Consider the following 18,347-nt stretch of genomic DNA (forward strand, 5'->3'; position numbering starts at 1 on the left):
TTTCAGGGGGCCGCGCGATCCCTCCTGTGGCAGAGCGGAAATTGCCCTCTGCCCACATACCTTTGCCCCTCTATATCCGCTGCCGTACCGTGCGTGGACGGGCCGCGACGGCCAGCGCGCTGCCCAGGATCAGCGCCGCGCCCAGATAGAATCGCGGTTCGGGAACCTCTCCGAAGATCAGGAATCCTATGGTCGTCGTCAGTGGCAGCGATAGCACGACCAAACCCGCTGAGGGCAGGCCCAGCTCGATCAACCGCGCCCATCTGGTGATGCTGCGTGAAACCGACATTCTGAACGCGCAGGACGCAGCCAAGATCGCCGCAGCCCTAACCGCGATCGAGGTCGAAACGGACCGTGACGCGCTGACCTATACCGGGGAGCATGAGGATTGGTTCTTGCTGGTCGAGGTGGAGCTGCGCGCCCGTCCGGGCGATCTGGGCGGCGCGCTGCACACTGCCCGGTCGCGCAACGATATGGACCACACCCTGTTCAAGATGGCCCTGCGCTGGCGGGCGGAGGGAATGGTGGCCCAGCTTCTGACCCTCGCGTCCGCCCTGATCGACACAGCCCGGCGTGAGGCGCAGACGCCCATCGTCGCCTATACCCACGGTCAACCGGCGCAACCGTCCACCTTCGGTCACTATCTGGCAGCGATGGTGGAGGTGGTGCTGCGCAATGCGGAACGGCTGACCGCCGCGATAGCCCCCCTCGACCTATGCCCGATGGGTGCGGCGGCGATCACGACAACCGGCTTTCCCATCGACCGGGCGCGTGTGGCGACGCTTCTGGGGTTCGAGGAACCGCTGCTCAACTCCTATAGCTGCATCGCCTCCGTCGATTATATCACGGGGCTTTATTCCGCGATGAAGCTGCCCTTCGTGCGTCTGGGCTGCCTCGTGCAGGACATGGCGTTCTGGTCCGCGTTCGAGGTGGGGCAACTGTCGGTTCCCGGCTCCCTTGTGCAGATCAGCTCCATCATGCTGCAGAAACGCAATCCGGTGCCCATCGAGCATATGCGCCACCTCGCCGCCGTAACCCCGGGCGATGTGACGTGATGGTGGACACCATGCGCAACACCCCTTCACCGACATGAACGACTCTGAGGGGGAGGTTCAGCAGGCCGGGTATGCCGCATTCGAAAGCGGGGGCGCCACGTGACGCCCCCACGCTATCAGTTCTTGTATACCTTGATCTCACCTGCGGACAGCCGGGAGGAGTAGGACCGCAATTCCTTGCGCACCAGCTTCATCAGGAAGTACAGGCAGAAGATGTTCACCACCGCCATCGAGAAGATCGCCGCATCAGAGAAGTCGATGACCGGGCCAAGGCTGGCCGCCGCACCGATCACGATGAAGATGCAGAAGATCACCTTGAACACGATCTCGGTCGTCTTGCCCTCTCCGAACAGATAGGTCCAAGCCTTCAGGCCGTAATACGACCAGGAAATCATGGTGGAGAATGCGAACAGCACCACCGCGATGGCCAGGACATACGGGAACCAGCTGATACCGGTGCCGAATGCCGCCGAGGTCAGCGCCACGCCGCTGGTATCGCCAATTGTCGCGATCGCGGTGCCTGCTTCGTTCAGCACGAAACGACCCGTCGCATCGTCCACGATCAACTGGCCGGAGATGGTGATGACCAGTGCTGTCATGGTGCAGATCACGACCGTATCAATCAGCGGCTCCAGCAGGGACACGAACCCTTCGGTGATCGGCTCCTTCGTCCTCACGGCGGAGTGCGCGATCGCGGCCGAGCCGACGCCCGCCTCGTTCGAGAATGCCGCCCGCTTGAACCCCTGGATCAACGCTCCGACCAGACCACCCGCGACACCCAGCCCGGTAAAGGCCCCGGCGAAGATTTGACCGAATGCCCACCCGATCTGATCGAAATTGGCCAGCAGGATGATCAGCGCCGCACCGACATACAGGACGCCCATGAACGGCACGATCTTCTCCGTCACGTGGGCGATGGATTTGATACCGCCGATGATGACGGCAAACACCACAACCGCGAAGATCACGCCGGTGATCCATCCCGGATAGGCCCCGACGATCCCCGAAATCTGCGCATGTGCCTGATTGGCCTGGAACATGTTGCCACCGCCCAATGCGCCCAGAATGCAGAAGATCGAGAACAGGACGGCCAGGATCTTGCCTCCCGGCAGGCCAAGCTCGTTGAACCCCTTCTGGATATAGTACATCGGCCCGCCCGAAACTGTTCCGTCAGGGTATTCGTTGCGGTACTTCACGCCCAGCGTACATTCGGTGAACTTGGACGCCATGCCCAGCAGACCCGCAAGGATCATCCAGAACGTCGCCCCCGGCCCGCCGATGCCCACGGCCACCGCGACACCCGCGATGTTGCCCAGCCCGACGGTGCCCGACAGCGCCGTCGCCAGCGCCTGGAAGTGGCTGACCTCACCCGCATCATCGGGATCGGAATAATCGCCCTTCACCAGACGGATCGCATGGCCAAAGAATCTGAACTGCACGAAACCGAAATAGACGGTGAAGATTGACGCCGCGACGACCAACCACAGCACGATCCACGGAAATGCCGTTCCGGGCAACGGGGCAAAGATCAGGCTGACGAAAGGACCGGTGACGTTCGCGAACACCTCGTTCACCCGTTCGTCCAGGGACATCGCCTCCTGCGCGGAGGCCGCGGTCGCCGTCGCGGACAGCGCCAGCAGCGTTGGAAAGAGTTTCATGGTCCGATTCCTTAATTGACGACCGTAACGGGCACGGTGGCATTCATCACGAGGTTGGAGGTAGACGAGCCGAAGAACCGCTTCGCAAAGCCGCCCTCGGACGATCGCGCGACGATGATCTGCTCCGCCCCCTCAGCTTCGCAAACGGTATTGAGGATCTGCGCCACGTCACCGTGTTTGACGATGCCCCGGCTTTCGATATTGGCGGATTTGACCCTCTGCACGGCGGGATCGACGACACGGCTCTTTGCCATTGCGATTTCCTCCTCACGACGTTTGTGCCGCTGGGCGTTCTCCTCGGCTGTCTGGAACGAAAACGGTGACCATTCGATCACATACACGACCAGAAGCTCACATGCTCCGATCAGCTCGGCCAGTCGCATGCCATGGGCGAGTGCACGCTCCCCCGACGCATGGCCATCCAGCCCGACTACTAGTTTCGACGGCATCAGGAATCTCTCCTACGCTATCCCGGCTGATCCTTCACCGATCAGGGCAAAGCTATGCAAAGGTCAGCAGCGGTTTTTGTTTTTCTGGCCCTTGAAAAATATTGCAGAATTATTACGGCCAAATCTACTTATTTGTAGAAATCTGTCAGGCAAATGTACTTCTTATGACTGAAAATTCAGGTGATAGTACTTCCTGATCGGCGTTTTTCAGAGAATAGGCCATCGGACGCTGAATGTACGTGCGCCGCCGCAATGTCACGTTACCACACTACAATAGAATCGAGGTGCAGTTTCGTAGAGATGGTGCATTCGCCCCGCGCGCTCAGTCGGATCGTCGCTTGCCTCAACGCGACGCCGGGGGCGAAGGTGGCGGCCATACAAACACGGGCGAATTTCGATGACGCAAGAGACTGGACTCCTCATCATCGGTGCAATTGCGCTGCTATACGCAGCCTTCGCACGGCGCTTGACGACAAGCGTACTGACCGGCCCGATGCTGTTTTTGATATTGGGCTGGCTGCTGGCGGAGATGAACGTCTTTCAGTTGGGCGGGGCGGAGAAAGCCCTACACATCCTCGCAGAAATCACGCTGGTGATCGTTCTGTTTTCGGATGCTTCCATCATCGACATCGGCGCCCTGCGAAGACGGCATGTCTGGCCGCAGCGCACATTGCTGCTCGGCCTGCCGCTGGCGATGCTTTTAGGCACGTTGGTCGGCATCGTCCTGTTGCCGGATTGGCCGTACTGGGAGGTTGCCTTGGTCGCGGCGATCCTGGCCCCTACGGATGCCGCATTGGGGCAGGCTGTCGTGACCAATCCCGCCGTACCGCGACGTGTCCGCCGGGCGCTGGACGTCGAGAGCGGCGTGAATGATGGCCTCACCCTGCCGGCCGTATTGCTGTTCGGAGGTCTGTCCGTGGGAGAGCTTCATCAGGTGCAGGACCAGAACTGGCTGCTGTTCACGGTCTGGCAGATCGGGTTCGGCATCTGCATCGGCGCGGCACTGGGATGGGGCGGCGGCCGCTGTCTGGCATGGGCGCGCAACCGTGGGTTCAGCGCCGCCGGGTATGAGGGGATCGCCCTGATCGCGCTGGCGGGTTTGTGCTATCTGATCTCGGATATCGCAGGTGGCAACGGCTTTCTCGCCGCCTTTGCCGGAGGGGCGGGGTTCGGGGCGACGCAGGACAGTCGCGATCATCAACTGCGTGAGTTCATGGATTCCGAGGGCACGATACTCACCCTCGGGACATTCCTGCTTATCGGATTGGCGCTGGTGCCACGGGCGGTCGATGCTATCTCGACGCCGGTGCTGTGTCTGATTGGTGCCAGCCTGTTCGTGGTGCGACCGGTCGCAATCTGGCTGTCGCTGATCGGCACGGATGCCAGCGGGCCGGTGCGTCTGTTCATCGGATGGTTCGGGCCGCGTGGGCTGGCGACCGTGCTGTTCGCGCTGCTGATCGTCGATCAGATCGAGTCCCTGCCCCACCGCGAGGTCATCGTCGCCATCGCGACTCTAACCGCGCTGGCCAGTGCACTGCTGCACGGCGCGACCGCCGCAATCGCCGCGCGTCGCTTCGGCCCGCGACTGGATGGGGCGGAGTGAGAGAATGCTCTGTTTCCAGATGGATACAGCGCCACAGGATGCCGCGATATTTGACAGAGCGCCTCCGTTCGCACAGACTTTCGTGACTTGGTGGGGGCTCACCATGGACCGGATGGCCGAGGGACGGCAGGCTTTTCCGGCACGATGAGGACGATCATGTCGGAATTCGAAGTCCAGATCTGGGGCGCCCGAGGCTCCATCCCTCTCTACCACCCCGATCATCAACGCGCCGGATGCAACACCATCTGTGTCAGCGTCAGGATCAACGGGCACATCTCGATTCTGGACGCCGGAACCGGGATCGTGCGGCTGGGGGATGCAATAGCCGGTGAGGCTCCGCAGGATATGGACCTGTTTCTCAGCCACTATCACTACGACCATGTGCTGGGGCTGAATTTTTTCCCTCCCCTCAGGTCGGCGCGGACGCACCTGACCGTTCATGGGGGCACCGCCCATACGGGTGAGGGGCCGCAAGCCATTCTGAGCAAACTGTTTTCCCAACCGTTCTGCCCCAACGAGCTGGACAGCCATCCCGGCAGATTGACGTTCGAGAGCTTTGCGACAGGCGACCGGATCGCTCTGAAAGGCGGCGCTCGTCTGATTCCGTATCGCCTCAACCACCCGTCAGTCGCATATGGATTTCGTATCGAGTATCGCAACCGGGTTTTCGTCTTCGCCCCCGACTTCGAGCTTGGCGATGCACAGGGCGATGCCGCTATGGCGGACATGTTGCGGGATGCCGATCTGGCCGTTCTCGACACGATGTTCACCCCGGCAGAGATCACGGAATATCGCGGTTACGGGCATTCCTCGTGGCAGGATGTGGCCCGGATTTGCGCGGCCTCGCGGGTGGCATCCTGGCGATTGTTTCATCACGCCCCGGCCCTGACGGATAGTGCACTGGACGCGATCGAGGCGGAACTGCGCCGCGAATTCCCCGATTCCGGCGCAGCCAGAGAGGGTGACCTATACGTGCTGTGACGCGCGGATCACACAGGAACCTCTAGCCCTCCACCGGCGTTTGCGGTCGCCAATAGCGTGGTGCCCGTTCGATCTCACGGTTCAGCAATGCGCCGAACAGGACGATGAAACTGGTTACGAAAAACCACATCATCAGGGCGGCGACAGCGCCGATCGAACCGTATATCTCATTGTAATTGCCGAAATTTCCCAAGTAATAGGAAAACATCGCCGAGACTGACATCCACAGGATCGCCGCCACGATTGCCCCGAACGAAAAAAGCGGCAACCGCTCACCCCGTCGGTTCGGGCCGAAATGGTACAACATCCCGATCGCCAGCGTCATGGCCCCCAGACCTATTCCGTAGGTCACTGTTTGCACAAGAATTTCTGTGCTGCCCGGCAGTGGGACAAATGCAAATAGAACTGGCATCGCGACCAGCGCCAGAAGAGCGAAAATAACGATGCCGATCAGGGTCAGGGTCAGGATGATCGCCGTTGCCGTATGGCGCAGAAATGTCCTGCGCTCCCGATCCGAGAAGACCAGATTCAACCCCTCCAAAAGCGCGTTCGAACCGGCGCGGGCGAACCACAGGGTAAATAGGATGGACAACAAACCGCGCAAGCCATGATCGGACCTCTCGGTTGAAAGGATACTCATCAACTGCCCCTGAATAAGGTCGAATGCGGAGGGGGGCAGAAAATCCCTCATCTCGTTGATATGGATGAGGATGATCGTCGGATCGGAGACGTAGCCATACGCCGCGATCAAAAACGCCAGAAACGGAAAGATCGACAGCGTCGCGAAGAAAGCCATTCCGCCGGCCGCCAGAAACAGCGACCGGCCACCCACCCCATCAATGATACGGCCCATGGCAAGATACCAGTCGCGTCGCGTCAATCGGGTCAACGGGCGCAGGCCATATGTCAGACGGGGGTTCAAATACTCCTCATGCTCCGATGCCGTAATATGTCAGCAAGGTGCCTGAGCCCGTGGTGGTAATCTGGTCGTTCTCGAACACGTCGGGGGCCGCACTGATCTCCTCCTGCGTTGCATCGACCTTGCCCTTGCCATCGTCCCAGTTGATCGAGTTGATCTTCGCGGTGGGCAGGAGCACTTGTCGATCGGGAAGCCACGATCCGGTTTCCACCACTACGAACGGAACCATCATGGTATCGGTATCGACAACGATGTCCAGCACGCGGCCCACCGGCCCTTCGTTCAGGTCGAGGGACAGACCCTTGTAGGCTTCGCCTGAACGCAAGGTGCCGCGCGTTTCTGGCAGGGGTGAGAAGACCATGTCCTTCACCTTTTCCAGCGCGGATTCGGGTTCCTGGCGCACCGGCTCACAGCCCTTGATTGCCTCGGTCGTGATGTCTACGGGCCATGTTCCGGCCTCCACATCGGGGGTTCCGAACGCTGCCGCTGGCATGGCGATGGCGCGCAGGTCCAGCAATCCGTTCATGTCCACGACAACCTCCCGGACATTCATCTCCTCCGTCAGGTAGAGCCCGCGAACCTTGGCGGCCTCGCCACCCGGCGTTTCCGTCGACAGGGTGGTCAGATCGTGCAATTTCATCAGCATGGCTATTCCCTCACATTAAGTGCTTCACCTCATCAACGCCCCCCGACGGGCTAGAGTTCGGTTGCCGCAAACGTGTCGCAGTTCGATACGGAACCTGTGCGGTATCCCCGGTCAAACCAGCGCATGCGTTGTTCCGACGTTCCGTGGGTGAAGCTGTCAGGCACGACGTAGCCCTGAGCGCGGCGTTGCAGGGCGTCATCGCCGATCGCCTCGGCGGCATTCATCGCTTCGGCTATGTCGCCCGGTTCCAGCGTGTCGAACATCTGTTCCGCACGATTGGCCCAGATCCCCGAATAACAATCCGCCTGCAATTCCAGCCGCACGGTCAGGCGGTTGGCGCCGGTTTCGTCGACGCGCTGTCGCTGGGCGTTCACCTCGGGCAGGATGCCTTGCACGTTCTGGACGTGATGCGCGACCTCATGTGCGATCACGTAAGCCTTTGCGAAGTCGCCGCGCGCGCCGAGTTCCCGGTCCATCACGTCGAAGAAATCGAGGTCGATGTAGATTTGCTCGTCACCGGGGCAATAGAACGGACCGACCGCGCTGGACGCCTGACCGCAGGCGGACCCCACGGCGCCGCTGAACAGGACCAGTGTCGGCCGGGGATAACTGGCGCCGGAGCGTTGGAACAGGTCGGTCCAGACTTCCTCGGTATCGGCCAGGACGACGGCGACGAACTCCTCCGTCTCATCATCTATCCGATTGGGACCGGACGGCGCGCTGGTCTGTTGGACCGGTCCCCCGTCCAGAAGGCCGCTGTTGAGAATGAAGGACGGATCGAACCCGAACACCAGCCCGGCCAGAACCACGACAACCGCCCCGATACCACCGCCAGCGACGACGGTGCGGCCCGCACCCCTGCCGCCCGAGCGGCGCCGATCCGAAATATTCCTGCTCGCACGGCGACCACGCCACTTCATATTCAACCTCCACCGCTGGTTAGAGACAGGAAACTATAGCGAAGCGTGTCAAAGGCCACGGTCACGCCATGATTCCCCTCCTATTAGGCTATGAATGGTGTCCATCATTTGCGATAACGAATTCAAACCGAAGACTGTCCGGGAGCGACGACCAATGACCAAACAACTAATGATCTACGAGCGCGCAGTACCTGTTTCGTCGGAAGCGCATCGAGACTGGTCCGTTCTGGCGGGCCGCGATTTCTCCTTTGCCGGCGAAATCAACTCCGTGCCATTGCTGGCAGCCGAATTCGCGGCCGCGGCGGGCGAGCATACCATCGTCTTCGCGGGTGAGGGCGACGCGATCTTCCCCTCGGTCATTCTGGGCCAGCGCGACGGTGAGAACGCGCATATCGGCGAAAACGGAAAATGGTTGAGCGGATATATCCCCGCCTTCCTGCGCCGCTATCCCTTTGTCTTCGCCGCGACGGAGGACAATTCCTCCTTCACGCTGTGCATTGATGAGGAGTTCGAGGGCTTCAACAAGGACGGCAAGGGCGAGCGCCTGTTCGACAGCCAGGGCGAGCGGACCGAATATCTGGAGCGGATGCTGAAGTTCACGTCCGACTATCAGGCGCAGTTCAACCGCACACAGATGTTCGCGAAACGTCTGGCGCAGCTGGACCTGCTGGAGCCCGCACAGGCGCAGTTCCGCGATGCGGAGGGCAAGCAATCCAACCTGACCGGGTTCAAGACCATCAAGCGCGACGCCCTGCGTCAGGTCCCGGCCGAAACGTTGGCCGAGATGGCCAAGACGGATGAGTTGGAGCTGTGCTACCTGCATCTGCACTCGCTCAACAATCTGCCGACAATGAATCAGCGCCTCGCCGCCAAGGCTGCCTGACCCAAGACCTTGCGGGGCCCGCGCATCAGGCGCGGACCTCGCCTCCACTGGCTCGCTTGGACGGTGAGACGCCCCGCTGCGGTCATCGCCTCCGCAGCAACACACATCGACACAATCTGTTACGCGCCTGTGACGGCGGCCCGCTTGGCCGGGCATTCATTCCGAACCTAGCACGATACAGGCGGGTCACGCTGCCGCATCTGTGCCGCATCGCGACTGGAAGCGTGACCCTGCGATTTCAGTGCCCGACAGGCGCGCCCGGCGGGTTGTCGCGATCCACGAACAGTTCGTATTTCGGATCGTGCTCCTCATCGCGCACCACCAGCCGCGTATAATCGCCCAGACGCTTGGCGCAGTCGGGGCTGAGGCCGTGGAACTCCAGCGTCTTGCCCTCACGGATATACCGCTCTGCCAGTGATTTCAGCGCATCGACGCCGGACATGTCCCAGACGCGGCTGTCGGTGAAATCGGCGATCACGCGGGCGGGATCGGTCTTGGGCGTGAACAACTCGCGAAACTTGTCGGTGGAGGCGAACATCACTGGACCGTTTAGATGATAGGTCTTCACCCGTTCATCATCGGAGCGCCACGTGCGCGCGCTGACCAGGCGGCTGACCCGCCAGGAATGCACCAAAGAGGCCAGAATAATGCCCACGACCACCGCGACGGCCAGATCCTCGACCACCGTCACACCGGTCACCACCACGATCAGCAGCGCATCCGACAGCGGCACCTTGCGCATGACCTGGAACGTCCGCCAGGCGAAGGTTCCGATCACCACCATGAACATCACGCCGGTCAGCGCGGCCAGCGGGATCTGCTCGATCAATGCCGATCCGAACAGGATGAAGCTCAGCAGCGCCAGCGCCGCCACCACGCCCGACAGCCGGTGCCGCGCCCCGGACGAGATGTTGATCATGCTCTGCCCGATCATCGCGCAGCCGCCCATGCCGCCAAAGAAACCGGTAACGATGTTCGCCGCGCCCTGCGCCACGCACTCGACGGAGTTGCGGCCCCGCGTCTCGGTGATTTCGTCGATCAGGTTGAGGGTCAGCAGACTTTCGATCAGGCCGATCCCGGCGAGGATCAGCGCGTAGGGAAGGATGATCCCCAGCGTTTCCATGTTGAACGGCACCATCGGGATGGCAAAGGCAGGCAATCCACCCTCGATGCTGGCCAGATCGCCCACGTTGCGCGTGTCGAGACCCAGCAGTTCCACCACGGCCCACACACCGATGATCGCGACCAGCGGGGCCGGAACCGTGCGGGTGATGCGCGGCAACAGCCAGATGATCGCCATGGCCAGCCCGACCAGCGCCAGCATCAGCGCCAGATCGGCCCCTTGCAGCCAGGTGTGTCCGCCACCGGGGGTCGCGATCTGAAACTGCTCCAACTGGGCCAGAAAGATCACGATCGCCAGACCGTTGACGAAGCCCATCATGACGGGCTGCGGCACCAGCCGGATGAACTTGCCCCATCGCAGCGCGCCGAAGATCACCTGAATGATCCCCATCAGCACCACAGTCGCGAACAGATACTGCACGCCATGCTCCGCCACCAGTGCCACCATCACGACGGCCAACGCCCCCGTCGCGCCGGAGATCATGCCCGGTCGCCCCCCGAACAGCGAGGTGATCAACCCGACCATGAATGCGGCGTACAATCCGACCAGCGGCTCCACCCCGGCGACGAAGGCAAAGGCCACCGCCTCGGGCACCAGGGCCAGCGCCACGGTGATGCCTGACAGCACCTCGGTGCGGACCTGCGGTCCATCCATGCGGAACCAATTGTTGAAGTGACGTTGAAGGTAAGGGGCCAGAAGCATGGAAATCCTTTCAGGAGGAATCTGTGCGCCGTGGCACAGCCGTTCGATCCGCGCTCATAGCATTGCGGAAGTGTAAAGGGAAACCCGGCTGTTATCGGCGAAACCGATCGGCCAGACGCTCCAGCGCGCTGCGCTCGTCAGTGGGGGATTCGGGGGGGGATTCGGGTGCGGAGCCGGCCTTCGGCACCGGATCCGAGGCCGTCTGCCCGGGTTTGGATTTCGACGACCGGGGCGGGGCGACGCGCAGGGCGACCGCGTTCAGGAACCGGCCGCTATCGCCCTTAGCCAGCTCCGCCGCGCCATCACTGACGCCACGCAACACGTCGTCCAGCCAGCCTTCCTCAGCCTTGGCGAAATCGGACAGGACATAGCCGGAGACGCGATCCTTGTGACCCGGATGGCCGATGCCCAACCGCACCCGCTGATAATCCGGCCCGACATGCGCGTGGATCGAACGCAGGCCGTTATGCCCCGCATGACCGCCCCCCTGCTTGACCCGCACCTTGCCCGGTGCCAGATCCAGCTCGTCGTGAAACACGGTCAGGTCCGGCAGATCGATCTTCCAGAAGCGCATCGCCTCCCCCACCGACTGACCGGAATTGTTCATGAAGGTCGCGGGCTTGAGCAGCCAGACCTTTTCCGTGCCCAATCGCCCCTCGGCCACATCGCCCTGAAACTTCGTGCGCCACGGCCCGAACCCATGATCCGAGGCCAGACGGTCCAACGCCATGAAGCCGATATTGTGCCGATTGCGCGCGTATTTCGCGCCCGGATTGCCCAGTCCAACGAACAGTTTCATGGCGATATCCCCTTCACAAACGAAAACGCGCACCGCTTGGAATAAGCGGTGCGCGTCCTCAGGTCCACAGATGGGACCGGATCAGTCGTTCATGACCGTATCATCGGTCTGCTCGATGACCTCGGTCTCGCCGTCCTCGTCCTCATCCTCGGTGGAGAGGCCGCCCGGCGCCTGGATGTTCGCGATCACGAAATCGCGGCCGGTAATCATCGGGCGCGTGCCCTCGGGCAGGACAATGTCGGAGATGGTGATGGTGTCGCCGATCTCGAACTCGGCCAAATCCACGACCAGCTGGTCGGGAATGTTGTTCGCGGTCACCTTCAGCTCGACTTCCGAACGGACGACGATCAGCGTGCCGCCCTTCTTGATGCCGGGACAGGTTTCCTCGTTCTCAAACACCACGGGGATGTAGAGGTTGATGCGGCTACGATCGGACAGGCGCAGGAAATCGACATGCGTCGGCAGATCCTTGACGATGTCGCGCTGAACGGCGCGGCAGATGACCTTGTTATCCTTGCCGTCGACCTTGACGTTCATCAGCGTGGACAGGAACTTGCCCGCCTTGAGCAGCTTGAGCAGCTCATTGAACTTGACGCTGATCGACTGCGGCTCCGCGTTGCCACCGTAGATCACACCGGGGACCAGCCCCTCACGACGCGCAGCCCGAGCAGCCCCTTTGCCCGATGCATCACGCGCCACTGCTTCGAGAATCGTGTTCTCAGCCATTGGCTTTCTCCTAAAATCCGTTTCATGGCGGCGATCCTCCAGGGGTGTAAGCGCCGCGCGAAACTGTCCCTTAGTCGATAAACCGGTGGAGATAAAGAGGCGCGTGCACGATCCGTGAAATACTTGCGCGGCCCGTGCAGCGCGGATGTCCGAAGGGGATATTTGGGGACAGAAGAGTCAGCGCGGCGGTAGATCGGCGCGGACAGCCTTCGTCAGACCGGCGCGTACCGTGTCGTAGGACGTGTCGATCCGGACCAGCAGATCGTCCAGCGCCGTATCGTTCAGATCGAAGGACACCCACCCGCCGCGCGGCAGGTATTTCGCCCGCTCTGCGGCCCCGATCTCGATCAGGAAATCGGCGGTGTCCGTGTCCTGACACTTGACCGTCACGCGGTTCACCTGAAGCCCCAGGATTGCGAAGACCTTCGCCTTTTCCGGGGGGCCGACCTTGTAGACATGGGCGTCGCCCCATTGCACCACCATGAACGCGCCGGGCAGGCTGGCCGCGTGATCATTCAGCGCGGACCTCATGCGCCCAGCACGAAGATATGCAGCGCGATCGGGCCATGGGCGCCCAGTTGCAGGACCTGCCCGATATCGGCGGATCGCGACGGGCCCGTCACCATGTTCACCGTGCGCGGGCTGGATCCTGCCGCGCGCAGGTCGGCGAAGACCCCCTCGAACCCCGCTTCGATCCTGTCGGCCTCCACGACCACGAAATGCGTCTCGCCCAGAAAGGTCAGTGTCACAGGATTGTCGGGGCCGGAGGTCAGGACCAGTGTTCCGGTTTCCGCCATGGCGCAGCGGGCCTTGGACAGGGTGGCGGGCTCATCAATTCGGCCCATGCCCTGCGATGCCTCGACCCCGCCCCAGTCCAGCGCGGCGAAGTCCGGCTCCGCCCCGTGCCGGATCGCGGCGGGCAGGTTGCGGTTGCGCAATTCCTCGGCCAGCGCGGCAGGCAGGTCCGCCAATCCATCGAGACGGGTGACCGTGGCATCGGCGGCGGTGGCCTGCGCGATGAAACGCTCCACCCGGTCCGCGCCGCTGGTCCGCGCGATTGCGGGCGTCGCCCCGCCGCCCTGCCAGACAATGTCGTCGCCTGTGGCCACGCGCCGGATGCGCCCGAGAATACGATCACGCGCGCTCATCGCTTCGCCCTCCACTGTGCCATGAAGGTATCACCCTGCGGCGCGGGCATGTCGCGTGCGTCGGTCCAGCCGCCGGCCAGCGGCACCTTGCCCAGGCGGCCACGCCCCCGCCCGAGCAGCCGCAACCCGGCCATGCCGCCGCGCGTCGCCAGCCGGTAGAGCGCCGGGCGTTTCGCGAACCAGCCCCAGATGCCCAGACCCCAGCGGGTGGCGGCGGGGGTCAGGTTCCTTTCGAACTCCCGCTCACGCCAGTGACGCATCATCTTGGGCAACGGGATCCGCATCGGGCAGACATCCTCGCACCGTCCGCAAAAGGTCGAGGCGTTGGGGAGGTGGCCGCCTTCCTCCACCCCGATCAGGCTGGGCGTCAGAACCGCGCCCATCGGGCCGGGATAGACCCAGCCATAGGCGTGACCGCCGACCGTCTGATAGACTGGGCAGTGGTTCATGCAGGCCCCGCAGCGGATGCAGCGCAGCATGTCCTGAAACTCCGTGCCCAGCATGTTTGACCGGCCATTGTCGAGCAGGACGACGTGGTATTCCTCGGGGCCATCGGGATCGCCCGCGCGGCGCGGCCCCTGACTGAAGGTGGTGTAGACGCTCATGTCCTGCCCCGTGGCGGAGCGGGCGAGGATGCGCAGCACCGTGGCCGCATCCTCCAGCGTCGGCACGATCTTCTCGATCGAGGCCATGACGATGTGCACCTTGGGAAGGCTCTGGCTCAGATCGCCATTGCCCTCGTTCGTGACGATGACGCTCTGCCCGGTTTCCGCGATCAGCATGTTCGCGCCGGTGATGCCGACCTGCGCCTCGAAATACTTCGCGCGCAGGACCGCGCGGGCCTCCTTGAGCAGAGTGTCGAGGCCGGACAGATCGCGGTCCGGGTCCAGATGGGTGTGCGCCTTCAGGAACTCCTCACGCACTTGCGGGACGGTGACGTGCACCGCCGGGGCGATGATGTGACTGGGCGTCTCATCACGCAACTGGATGATGTATTCGCCCAGATCGGTTTCGACCGGCGTGATCCCGTTGGCGGAAAGGTGGTCGTTGATCCCGCATTCCTCCGAGATCATGGTCTTGCCCTTGTTGACCGTCTTGGCCCCTGCCTTGCGGCAGATGTCGAGCACGATGGCCTGCGCATCCTCGGCCGTTTCGGCCCAGTGCACATGCCCGCCCGAGGCTATGACCTCACGCTCATACGCCTCCAGATAATCGCCCAGATTGGCCAGAACGTGATTCTTCAAATCGCGGCCCCGGTTGCGCAGGGCATCGAATTCATCCTCCCCCATCTTTGCGCGAGCGATGGCGCGCTTGCCGACAAAACCGTTGCGGGCGGAGCGCAGGGCGCTTTGCAGGTTTTCATCCGCCAGCGCGTCGCGTGAATTCTGCTTGAACTGCGGAGTGGTGGACGTGTGCAGGCTCATTTCGGCTCTCCGATCGCGGGGGTGTCGGTCATTCCGGCCAGAACCTCGACCACGTGCCGCACCTCGATGCCGCGCCCCTCACGACTGGCCTTGCCGGCCATGTTCATCAGACACCCCAGATCGCCGGCCAGCAACAGCTCCGCCCCCGTATCGGTGGCGTGGCCCACCTTGTCCGCGACCATGCTGGCCGAGATGTCGGGATATTTCACGCAGAAGGTGCCGCCAAAGCCGCAGCAGACCTCCGCCTCATCCATCTCGCGCACGGTGACCCCGGTCGATGCGAGCAGCTTGCGCGGCTGGTCCCGCACGCCAAGGGTGCGCAGGCCGGAACAACTGTCATGATAGGTCGTCAGACGCGGTATGTCGGCGGTCACGCTTTCCACGCCCAGCACGTCCACGAGGAAGGATGTGATCTCATGCGTTTTCGCCGCCAGCGCCTGCGCGCGCGGCACCCATGCCCCCTGCACCAGATCGGGATAATCCTTGACGATTGTGCCCGCGCACGAGCCCGACGGTGCGACGACGTAATCATAGCTCTCGAACGCCACGATCACCTGCTGCGCGATCTGTGCCGCCGTCGCCCGGTCGCCGGAATTGTAGGCAGGCTGTCCGCAACAGGTCTGCGTCTCAGGCACCTCGACCGTGCAACCGGCATCCTCCAGCAACTTGACGGTGGCGAACCCGACCGAAGGCCGGAACATATCGACGAGGCAGGTGACGAACAGGGCGACGCGGGGCATGAAACTCTCCGAATTGATCAGACTCTGGTAGCACGGGCTAACGGCAAAACGTAGCGCCGCCATATTCGTCGGTGACATCCAGATGCAGGTGATCGCGATGCGCCGCGTTGTAATTGGGGCCCAGTACGGTGTCGAACGGCCCGCAGGCGTGCCCCGCGGCCTCTTGCAAGATGGTGGTATCGGTCCAATCGTGCAGAACGCTCAAACGACTGCCATCGGTGAAGCCCACCGCAGACACGTCCACCGCGCGGCCCAGCGCATGGTTGCTGATCCGCCCGCCTACCCGCCCGTAGCGGTTGCGGCAGGCATAGCTGGCCACCGTGTCAACACGCGAAACCTTACGCCCGCCCTTGCGGGCAGCACGCGACAGCCCGCCCGCCGTCCAGTCGGCAAAGGCCAGGGCCGTCCGACAGTCCATCACCGGAGCGCCCCCGATGGCGACGGAGCCTATGGCCGACACCCGGACAGGGTTCGTGATCGCACAAGCCCCGCCGTCAATCATCGGAGGCAGCGCTTCGCCCTGCAACCGCGGATCGCCGCACAGCGCGCCATCCACCGCGCCAGCGCGGCGCGTGTCGCCACTGCCACACGCGGTCAGGGCCAGCATCACGACACAGATGAGGCGCCTCAACTGACCAGCATCCGCAATCCGCCGGTCACATCGGCGCGGATCGCCAACCGCAGGCCCGGTTCGTCGCCCGCCTTCAACGCCGCGATGATCTTCATGTGATGATCCACGGCGCGGGTTTGTTGTTGGCGCGCATACATCGCGCGCAGGGTGGGGCCAGACTGCAGCCAGATCGTCTCCGTCAAGGCCAGCATCGCGGGGGCCTGCGCACGCAAATACAGCGTGCGGTGAAACTCCATGTTCGCGCGCACATAGCCATTGCGCGCACCCTCGCTGACCAGACGCTGAATCTCACCGTTGATGGACTGCAACCGGTCGATCAGCGCCATATGCGCGCGGGGCAAGGACCGCGCCGCCAGTTCCGGCTCCAACAAGGCGCGGATGGCGGCCAACTCCTCGATCCGCTCGTTCGTCAGGGCGGGGGTGGAGATTCGGCCCGATTTCGACAGCGTCACCGCCCCCTCTGCCGCCAAACGGCGCAGGGCCTCACGCACAGGGGTGATGCTGACATCCATCTCCTCCGCCATACCGCGCAGGGTCAGGCTTTGCCCCGGCTCGATCTCACCGTGCAGGATACGGTTTCGCAACCGTCGATAGACCCGCTCATGCGCGGGACCGGGGCCGTCGATGCTTTGCGTGATGCTCATGCCGGAATGATCCGCCCACCGCGCCGGGGCGTCAAGTTGCTGCCTTTCACTTTCCCCAAATATCCGCGCCGCAGGCCCGCTGACGGCTGGATGCCTCCGGCGGGGATATTTTCAGAAAGTGAAAGCACGTCTGGACAGCATATGCGGTGCAGGTGCAACTGTGCACGCAAACCTCACCGGGAGAGATTTCATGGACCACCGCAAGGACTACGCCTTTACCGCCACCGATCTGAAGGCGGAAACCCATGACGAGATGTTCTTTTCCGGGGCCACCAGCTTTTGCCGACGCAAATATGTACGCGAGCTGACCGGGGTGGATGTCGCGGTGGTCGGGGTGCCCTTCGACACATCGGTCACGAACCGGCCCGGCAGCCGCTTCGGCCCGCGCGCGGTGCGCACCGCCTCTACGAACCTGGCATGGGCGCGGGCGTGGCCGTCCAGCTTCGACCCGTTCCAGCGCCTGGCGGTCGGTGACTGGGGCGACATTCACATCGAGCATGGCCACCCCGAACAGACGCCCGCCATGATCGAGGCGGCGATTGCGCATATCCACGCACAGGGCGCGAAAACCCTGCTGATCGGCGGCGATCACTTCACCACCTATCCGTCGCTGAAGGCGCATGTCGCGAAGCACGGGCCGCTGGCTCTGATCCAGTTCGACGCGCATACTGACACTTGGAAGGACGACGGCACCCGCATTGATCACGGCACCATGTTCTATCACGCAGTGGAACAGGGGCTGATCGACCCCGCGAAATCCATTCAGGTCGGCATCCGCACCACCAATGACGACCCGATGGGGATCGAGGTGCGCGACGCCATCACCGTCAACGACACCCCGACGGCCGAGACCATCGCTGCAATCCGGGCGCGTGTGGGCGATGCGCCCTGCTATGTCACCTTCGATATTGACGCGCTGGACCCGTCCTGCGCGCCGGGCACCGGCACACCGGTCATTGGTGGGCTGTCCACGCACAAGGCGATGAGCATCCTGCGCGGTCTGCACGGTTTGAACATGGTCGGCTGCGACGTGGTCGAAGTTTCCCCCGCCTATGATGTGGGGGAGATCACCGCCCTGGCTGGGGCGACCATCGCGCTGGAGATGCTGTGCCTTTATGCCAGCAACGCCTGATCGCCTGACACGTCTCTCACGCGGTTTGGCTTCATGCGCTTGGCGCGTCGCTCCCGATATCTGCGGAGCGTCGCGATAAAGGGTAAGGTGAAGGCGGCCTTCGCCAGTTGTTCGGACCGTCTGTTATATCCGGTGAACATATCCACTGGCATGGCAGACCCTGG

At 62.8% G+C, this 18,347-nt stretch carries 20 protein-coding genes; 5 read left to right on the top strand and 15 right to left on the bottom strand.

Going from position 1 to position 18,347, the window contains the following annotated elements; translation table 11 throughout:
• Positions 1-70: 70 nt before the first annotated feature.
• On the bottom strand, positions 71-289 hold the full coding sequence (locus tag G8E03_RS01900) for a hypothetical protein (protein ID WP_166187192.1): 219 nt from the start codon (positions 287-289) through the stop codon (positions 71-73).
• Between G8E03_RS01900 and G8E03_RS01905 the strand changes: the two genes are divergently transcribed.
• Entirely contained in the window at positions 270-1,055 is a 786-nt protein-coding gene (locus G8E03_RS01905; RefSeq protein ID WP_240910473.1) for a lyase family protein, read from the top strand. The two genes, G8E03_RS01900 and G8E03_RS01905, sit on opposite strands and share 20 nt — an antisense overlap.
• Positions 1,056-1,171: 116 nt before the next feature.
• On the opposite strand, the gene G8E03_RS01910 is transcribed toward G8E03_RS01905, so the two are convergent.
• Positions 1,172-2,713 carry an alanine/glycine:cation symporter family protein gene (locus tag G8E03_RS01910; RefSeq protein WP_166188001.1) on the bottom strand — a complete coding sequence of 514 codons (1,542 nt, stop codon included), beginning with the start codon at positions 2,711-2,713 and terminating at the stop codon, positions 1,172-1,174.
• An 11-nt stretch (positions 2,714-2,724) separates the two neighbouring features.
• A complete protein-coding gene (locus G8E03_RS01915) occupies positions 2,725-3,162 on the bottom strand; it encodes a universal stress protein (protein ID WP_166188004.1) in 438 nt (145 codons plus the stop codon).
• A 397-nt stretch (positions 3,163-3,559) separates the two neighbouring features.
• Between G8E03_RS01915 and G8E03_RS01920 the strand changes: the two genes are divergently transcribed.
• On the top strand, positions 3,560-4,765 hold the full coding sequence (locus G8E03_RS01920) for a cation:proton antiporter (protein ID WP_166188008.1): 1,206 nt from the start codon (positions 3,560-3,562) through the stop codon (positions 4,763-4,765).
• 156 nt (positions 4,766-4,921) lie between these two features.
• Positions 4,922-5,746, top strand: coding sequence for an MBL fold metallo-hydrolase (locus G8E03_RS01925; RefSeq protein WP_166188011.1), 825 nt, complete (start codon positions 4,922-4,924; stop codon positions 5,744-5,746).
• A 22-nt stretch (positions 5,747-5,768) separates the two neighbouring features.
• Here the strand turns inward: G8E03_RS01925 and G8E03_RS01930 are convergent, their stop codons facing one another.
• Genes G8E03_RS01930 through ypfJ form a run of 3 tightly spaced genes read right to left on the bottom strand, consistent with a single transcriptional unit; the run spans position 5,769 to position 8,231 of the window.
• Positions 5,769-6,668 (bottom strand): YihY/virulence factor BrkB family protein, encoded by a 900-nt coding sequence (locus G8E03_RS01930; protein ID WP_166188014.1) that lies wholly within the window; start codon positions 6,666-6,668, stop codon positions 5,769-5,771.
• A 7-nt stretch (positions 6,669-6,675) separates the two neighbouring features.
• A complete protein-coding gene (locus G8E03_RS01935) occupies positions 6,676-7,311 on the bottom strand; it encodes a PRC-barrel domain-containing protein (RefSeq protein ID WP_166188018.1) in 636 nt (211 codons plus the stop codon).
• Positions 7,312-7,361: 50 nt separating this feature from the next.
• Positions 7,362-8,231 (bottom strand): KPN_02809 family neutral zinc metallopeptidase, encoded by an 870-nt coding sequence (gene ypfJ, locus G8E03_RS01940; protein WP_166188022.1) that lies wholly within the window; start codon positions 8,229-8,231, stop codon positions 7,362-7,364.
• Between the two features lie 154 nt (positions 8,232-8,385).
• Between ypfJ and G8E03_RS01945 the strand changes: the two genes are divergently transcribed.
• Entirely contained in the window at positions 8,386-9,114 is a 729-nt protein-coding gene (locus G8E03_RS01945) for a SapC family protein (RefSeq protein WP_166188025.1), read from the top strand.
• Between the two features lie 238 nt (positions 9,115-9,352).
• Here G8E03_RS01945 and G8E03_RS01950 read toward each other — a convergent pair whose 3' ends face one another.
• From G8E03_RS01950 to G8E03_RS01990, 9 genes are all read right to left on the bottom strand, one after another.
• Positions 9,353-10,939 (bottom strand): SulP family inorganic anion transporter, encoded by a 1,587-nt coding sequence (locus G8E03_RS01950; protein ID WP_240910387.1) that lies wholly within the window; start codon positions 10,937-10,939, stop codon positions 9,353-9,355.
• Positions 10,940-11,030: 91 nt separating this feature from the next.
• Complete coding sequence (pth, locus tag G8E03_RS01955) at positions 11,031-11,738, bottom strand: aminoacyl-tRNA hydrolase (RefSeq protein WP_166188028.1); 708 nt, start codon at positions 11,736-11,738, stop codon at positions 11,031-11,033.
• 81 nt (positions 11,739-11,819) lie between these two features.
• On the bottom strand, positions 11,820-12,464 hold the full coding sequence (locus G8E03_RS01960; RefSeq protein ID WP_166188031.1) for a 50S ribosomal protein L25/general stress protein Ctc: 645 nt from the start codon (positions 12,462-12,464) through the stop codon (positions 11,820-11,822).
• A gap of 177 nt (positions 12,465-12,641) precedes the next feature.
• On the bottom strand, positions 12,642-12,995 hold the full coding sequence (locus G8E03_RS01965; protein ID WP_166188034.1) for an MmcQ/YjbR family DNA-binding protein: 354 nt from the start codon (positions 12,993-12,995) through the stop codon (positions 12,642-12,644).
• Positions 12,992-13,612 (bottom strand): LutC/YkgG family protein, encoded by a 621-nt coding sequence (locus tag G8E03_RS01970; RefSeq protein WP_166188038.1) that lies wholly within the window; start codon positions 13,610-13,612, stop codon positions 12,992-12,994. Before G8E03_RS01970 ends, G8E03_RS01965 begins: the two co-directional genes overlap by 4 nt.
• The gene (locus tag G8E03_RS01975; protein WP_166188041.1) at positions 13,609-15,036 is read right to left on the bottom strand and encodes a lactate utilization protein B; all 1,428 of its coding nucleotides are present in this window, start codon (positions 15,034-15,036) and stop codon (positions 13,609-13,611) included. Before G8E03_RS01975 ends, G8E03_RS01970 begins: the two co-directional genes overlap by 4 nt.
• Positions 15,033-15,776, bottom strand: a complete 744-nt coding sequence (locus G8E03_RS01980) for a (Fe-S)-binding protein (RefSeq protein ID WP_166188044.1) — start codon at positions 15,774-15,776, stop codon at positions 15,033-15,035. Before G8E03_RS01980 ends, G8E03_RS01975 begins: the two co-directional genes overlap by 4 nt.
• Positions 15,777-15,813: 37 nt before the next feature.
• The gene (locus tag G8E03_RS01985; RefSeq protein ID WP_166188048.1) at positions 15,814-16,407 is read right to left on the bottom strand and encodes an extensin family protein; all 594 of its coding nucleotides are present in this window, start codon (positions 16,405-16,407) and stop codon (positions 15,814-15,816) included.
• On the bottom strand, positions 16,404-17,051 hold the full coding sequence (locus tag G8E03_RS01990) for a GntR family transcriptional regulator (protein ID WP_166188051.1): 648 nt from the start codon (positions 17,049-17,051) through the stop codon (positions 16,404-16,406). Before G8E03_RS01990 ends, G8E03_RS01985 begins: the two co-directional genes overlap by 4 nt.
• A 190-nt stretch (positions 17,052-17,241) precedes the next feature.
• Here G8E03_RS01990 and speB point away from each other — a divergent pair, with 190 nt between their 5' ends.
• Positions 17,242-18,183 carry an agmatinase gene (gene speB / locus G8E03_RS01995; protein WP_166188054.1) on the top strand — a complete coding sequence of 314 codons (942 nt, stop codon included), beginning with the start codon at positions 17,242-17,244 and terminating at the stop codon, positions 18,181-18,183.
• The last annotated feature ends 164 nt before the right edge of the window (positions 18,184-18,347 follow it).

Source organism: Pontivivens nitratireducens (genome assembly GCF_011290545.1).
Taxonomy (GTDB): domain Bacteria; phylum Pseudomonadota; class Alphaproteobacteria; order Rhodobacterales; family Rhodobacteraceae; genus Pontivivens; species Pontivivens nitratireducens.

Excerpts from the sequence above, each read along its gene's own strand:
- G8E03_RS01905 (WP_240910473.1), top strand. The coding sequence starts at position 270 with ATGCTGCGTGAAACCGACATTCTGAACGCGCAGGACGCAGCCAAGATC.
- G8E03_RS01900 (WP_166187192.1), bottom strand. The coding sequence starts at position 289 with ATGTCGGTTTCACGCAGCATCACCAGATGGGCGCGGTTGATCGAGCTG.
- G8E03_RS01910 (WP_166188001.1), bottom strand. The coding sequence starts at position 2,713 with ATGAAACTCTTTCCAACGCTGCTGGCGCTGTCCGCGACGGCGACCGCG.
- G8E03_RS01915 (WP_166188004.1), bottom strand. The coding sequence starts at position 3,162 with ATGCCGTCGAAACTAGTAGTCGGGCTGGATGGCCATGCGTCGGGGGAG.
- G8E03_RS01920 (WP_166188008.1), top strand. The coding sequence starts at position 3,560 with ATGACGCAAGAGACTGGACTCCTCATCATCGGTGCAATTGCGCTGCTA.
- G8E03_RS01925 (WP_166188011.1), top strand. The coding sequence starts at position 4,922 with ATGTCGGAATTCGAAGTCCAGATCTGGGGCGCCCGAGGCTCCATCCCT.
- G8E03_RS01935 (WP_166188018.1), bottom strand. The coding sequence starts at position 7,311 with ATGCTGATGAAATTGCACGATCTGACCACCCTGTCGACGGAAACGCCG.
- ypfJ (WP_166188022.1), bottom strand. The coding sequence starts at position 8,231 with ATGAAGTGGCGTGGTCGCCGTGCGAGCAGGAATATTTCGGATCGGCGC.
- G8E03_RS01945 (WP_166188025.1), top strand. The coding sequence starts at position 8,386 with ATGACCAAACAACTAATGATCTACGAGCGCGCAGTACCTGTTTCGTCG.
- G8E03_RS01950 (WP_240910387.1), bottom strand. The coding sequence starts at position 10,939 with ATGCTTCTGGCCCCTTACCTTCAACGTCACTTCAACAATTGGTTCCGC.
- pth (WP_166188028.1), bottom strand. The coding sequence starts at position 11,738 with ATGAAACTGTTCGTTGGACTGGGCAATCCGGGCGCGAAATACGCGCGC.
- G8E03_RS01960 (WP_166188031.1), bottom strand. The coding sequence starts at position 12,464 with ATGGCTGAGAACACGATTCTCGAAGCAGTGGCGCGTGATGCATCGGGC.
- G8E03_RS01965 (WP_166188034.1), bottom strand. The coding sequence starts at position 12,995 with ATGAGGTCCGCGCTGAATGATCACGCGGCCAGCCTGCCCGGCGCGTTC.
- G8E03_RS01970 (WP_166188038.1), bottom strand. The coding sequence starts at position 13,612 with ATGAGCGCGCGTGATCGTATTCTCGGGCGCATCCGGCGCGTGGCCACA.
- G8E03_RS01975 (WP_166188041.1), bottom strand. The coding sequence starts at position 15,036 with ATGAGCCTGCACACGTCCACCACTCCGCAGTTCAAGCAGAATTCACGC.
- G8E03_RS01980 (WP_166188044.1), bottom strand. The coding sequence starts at position 15,776 with ATGCCCCGCGTCGCCCTGTTCGTCACCTGCCTCGTCGATATGTTCCGG.
- G8E03_RS01990 (WP_166188051.1), bottom strand. The coding sequence starts at position 17,051 with ATGAGCATCACGCAAAGCATCGACGGCCCCGGTCCCGCGCATGAGCGG.
- speB (WP_166188054.1), top strand. The coding sequence starts at position 17,242 with ATGGACCACCGCAAGGACTACGCCTTTACCGCCACCGATCTGAAGGCG.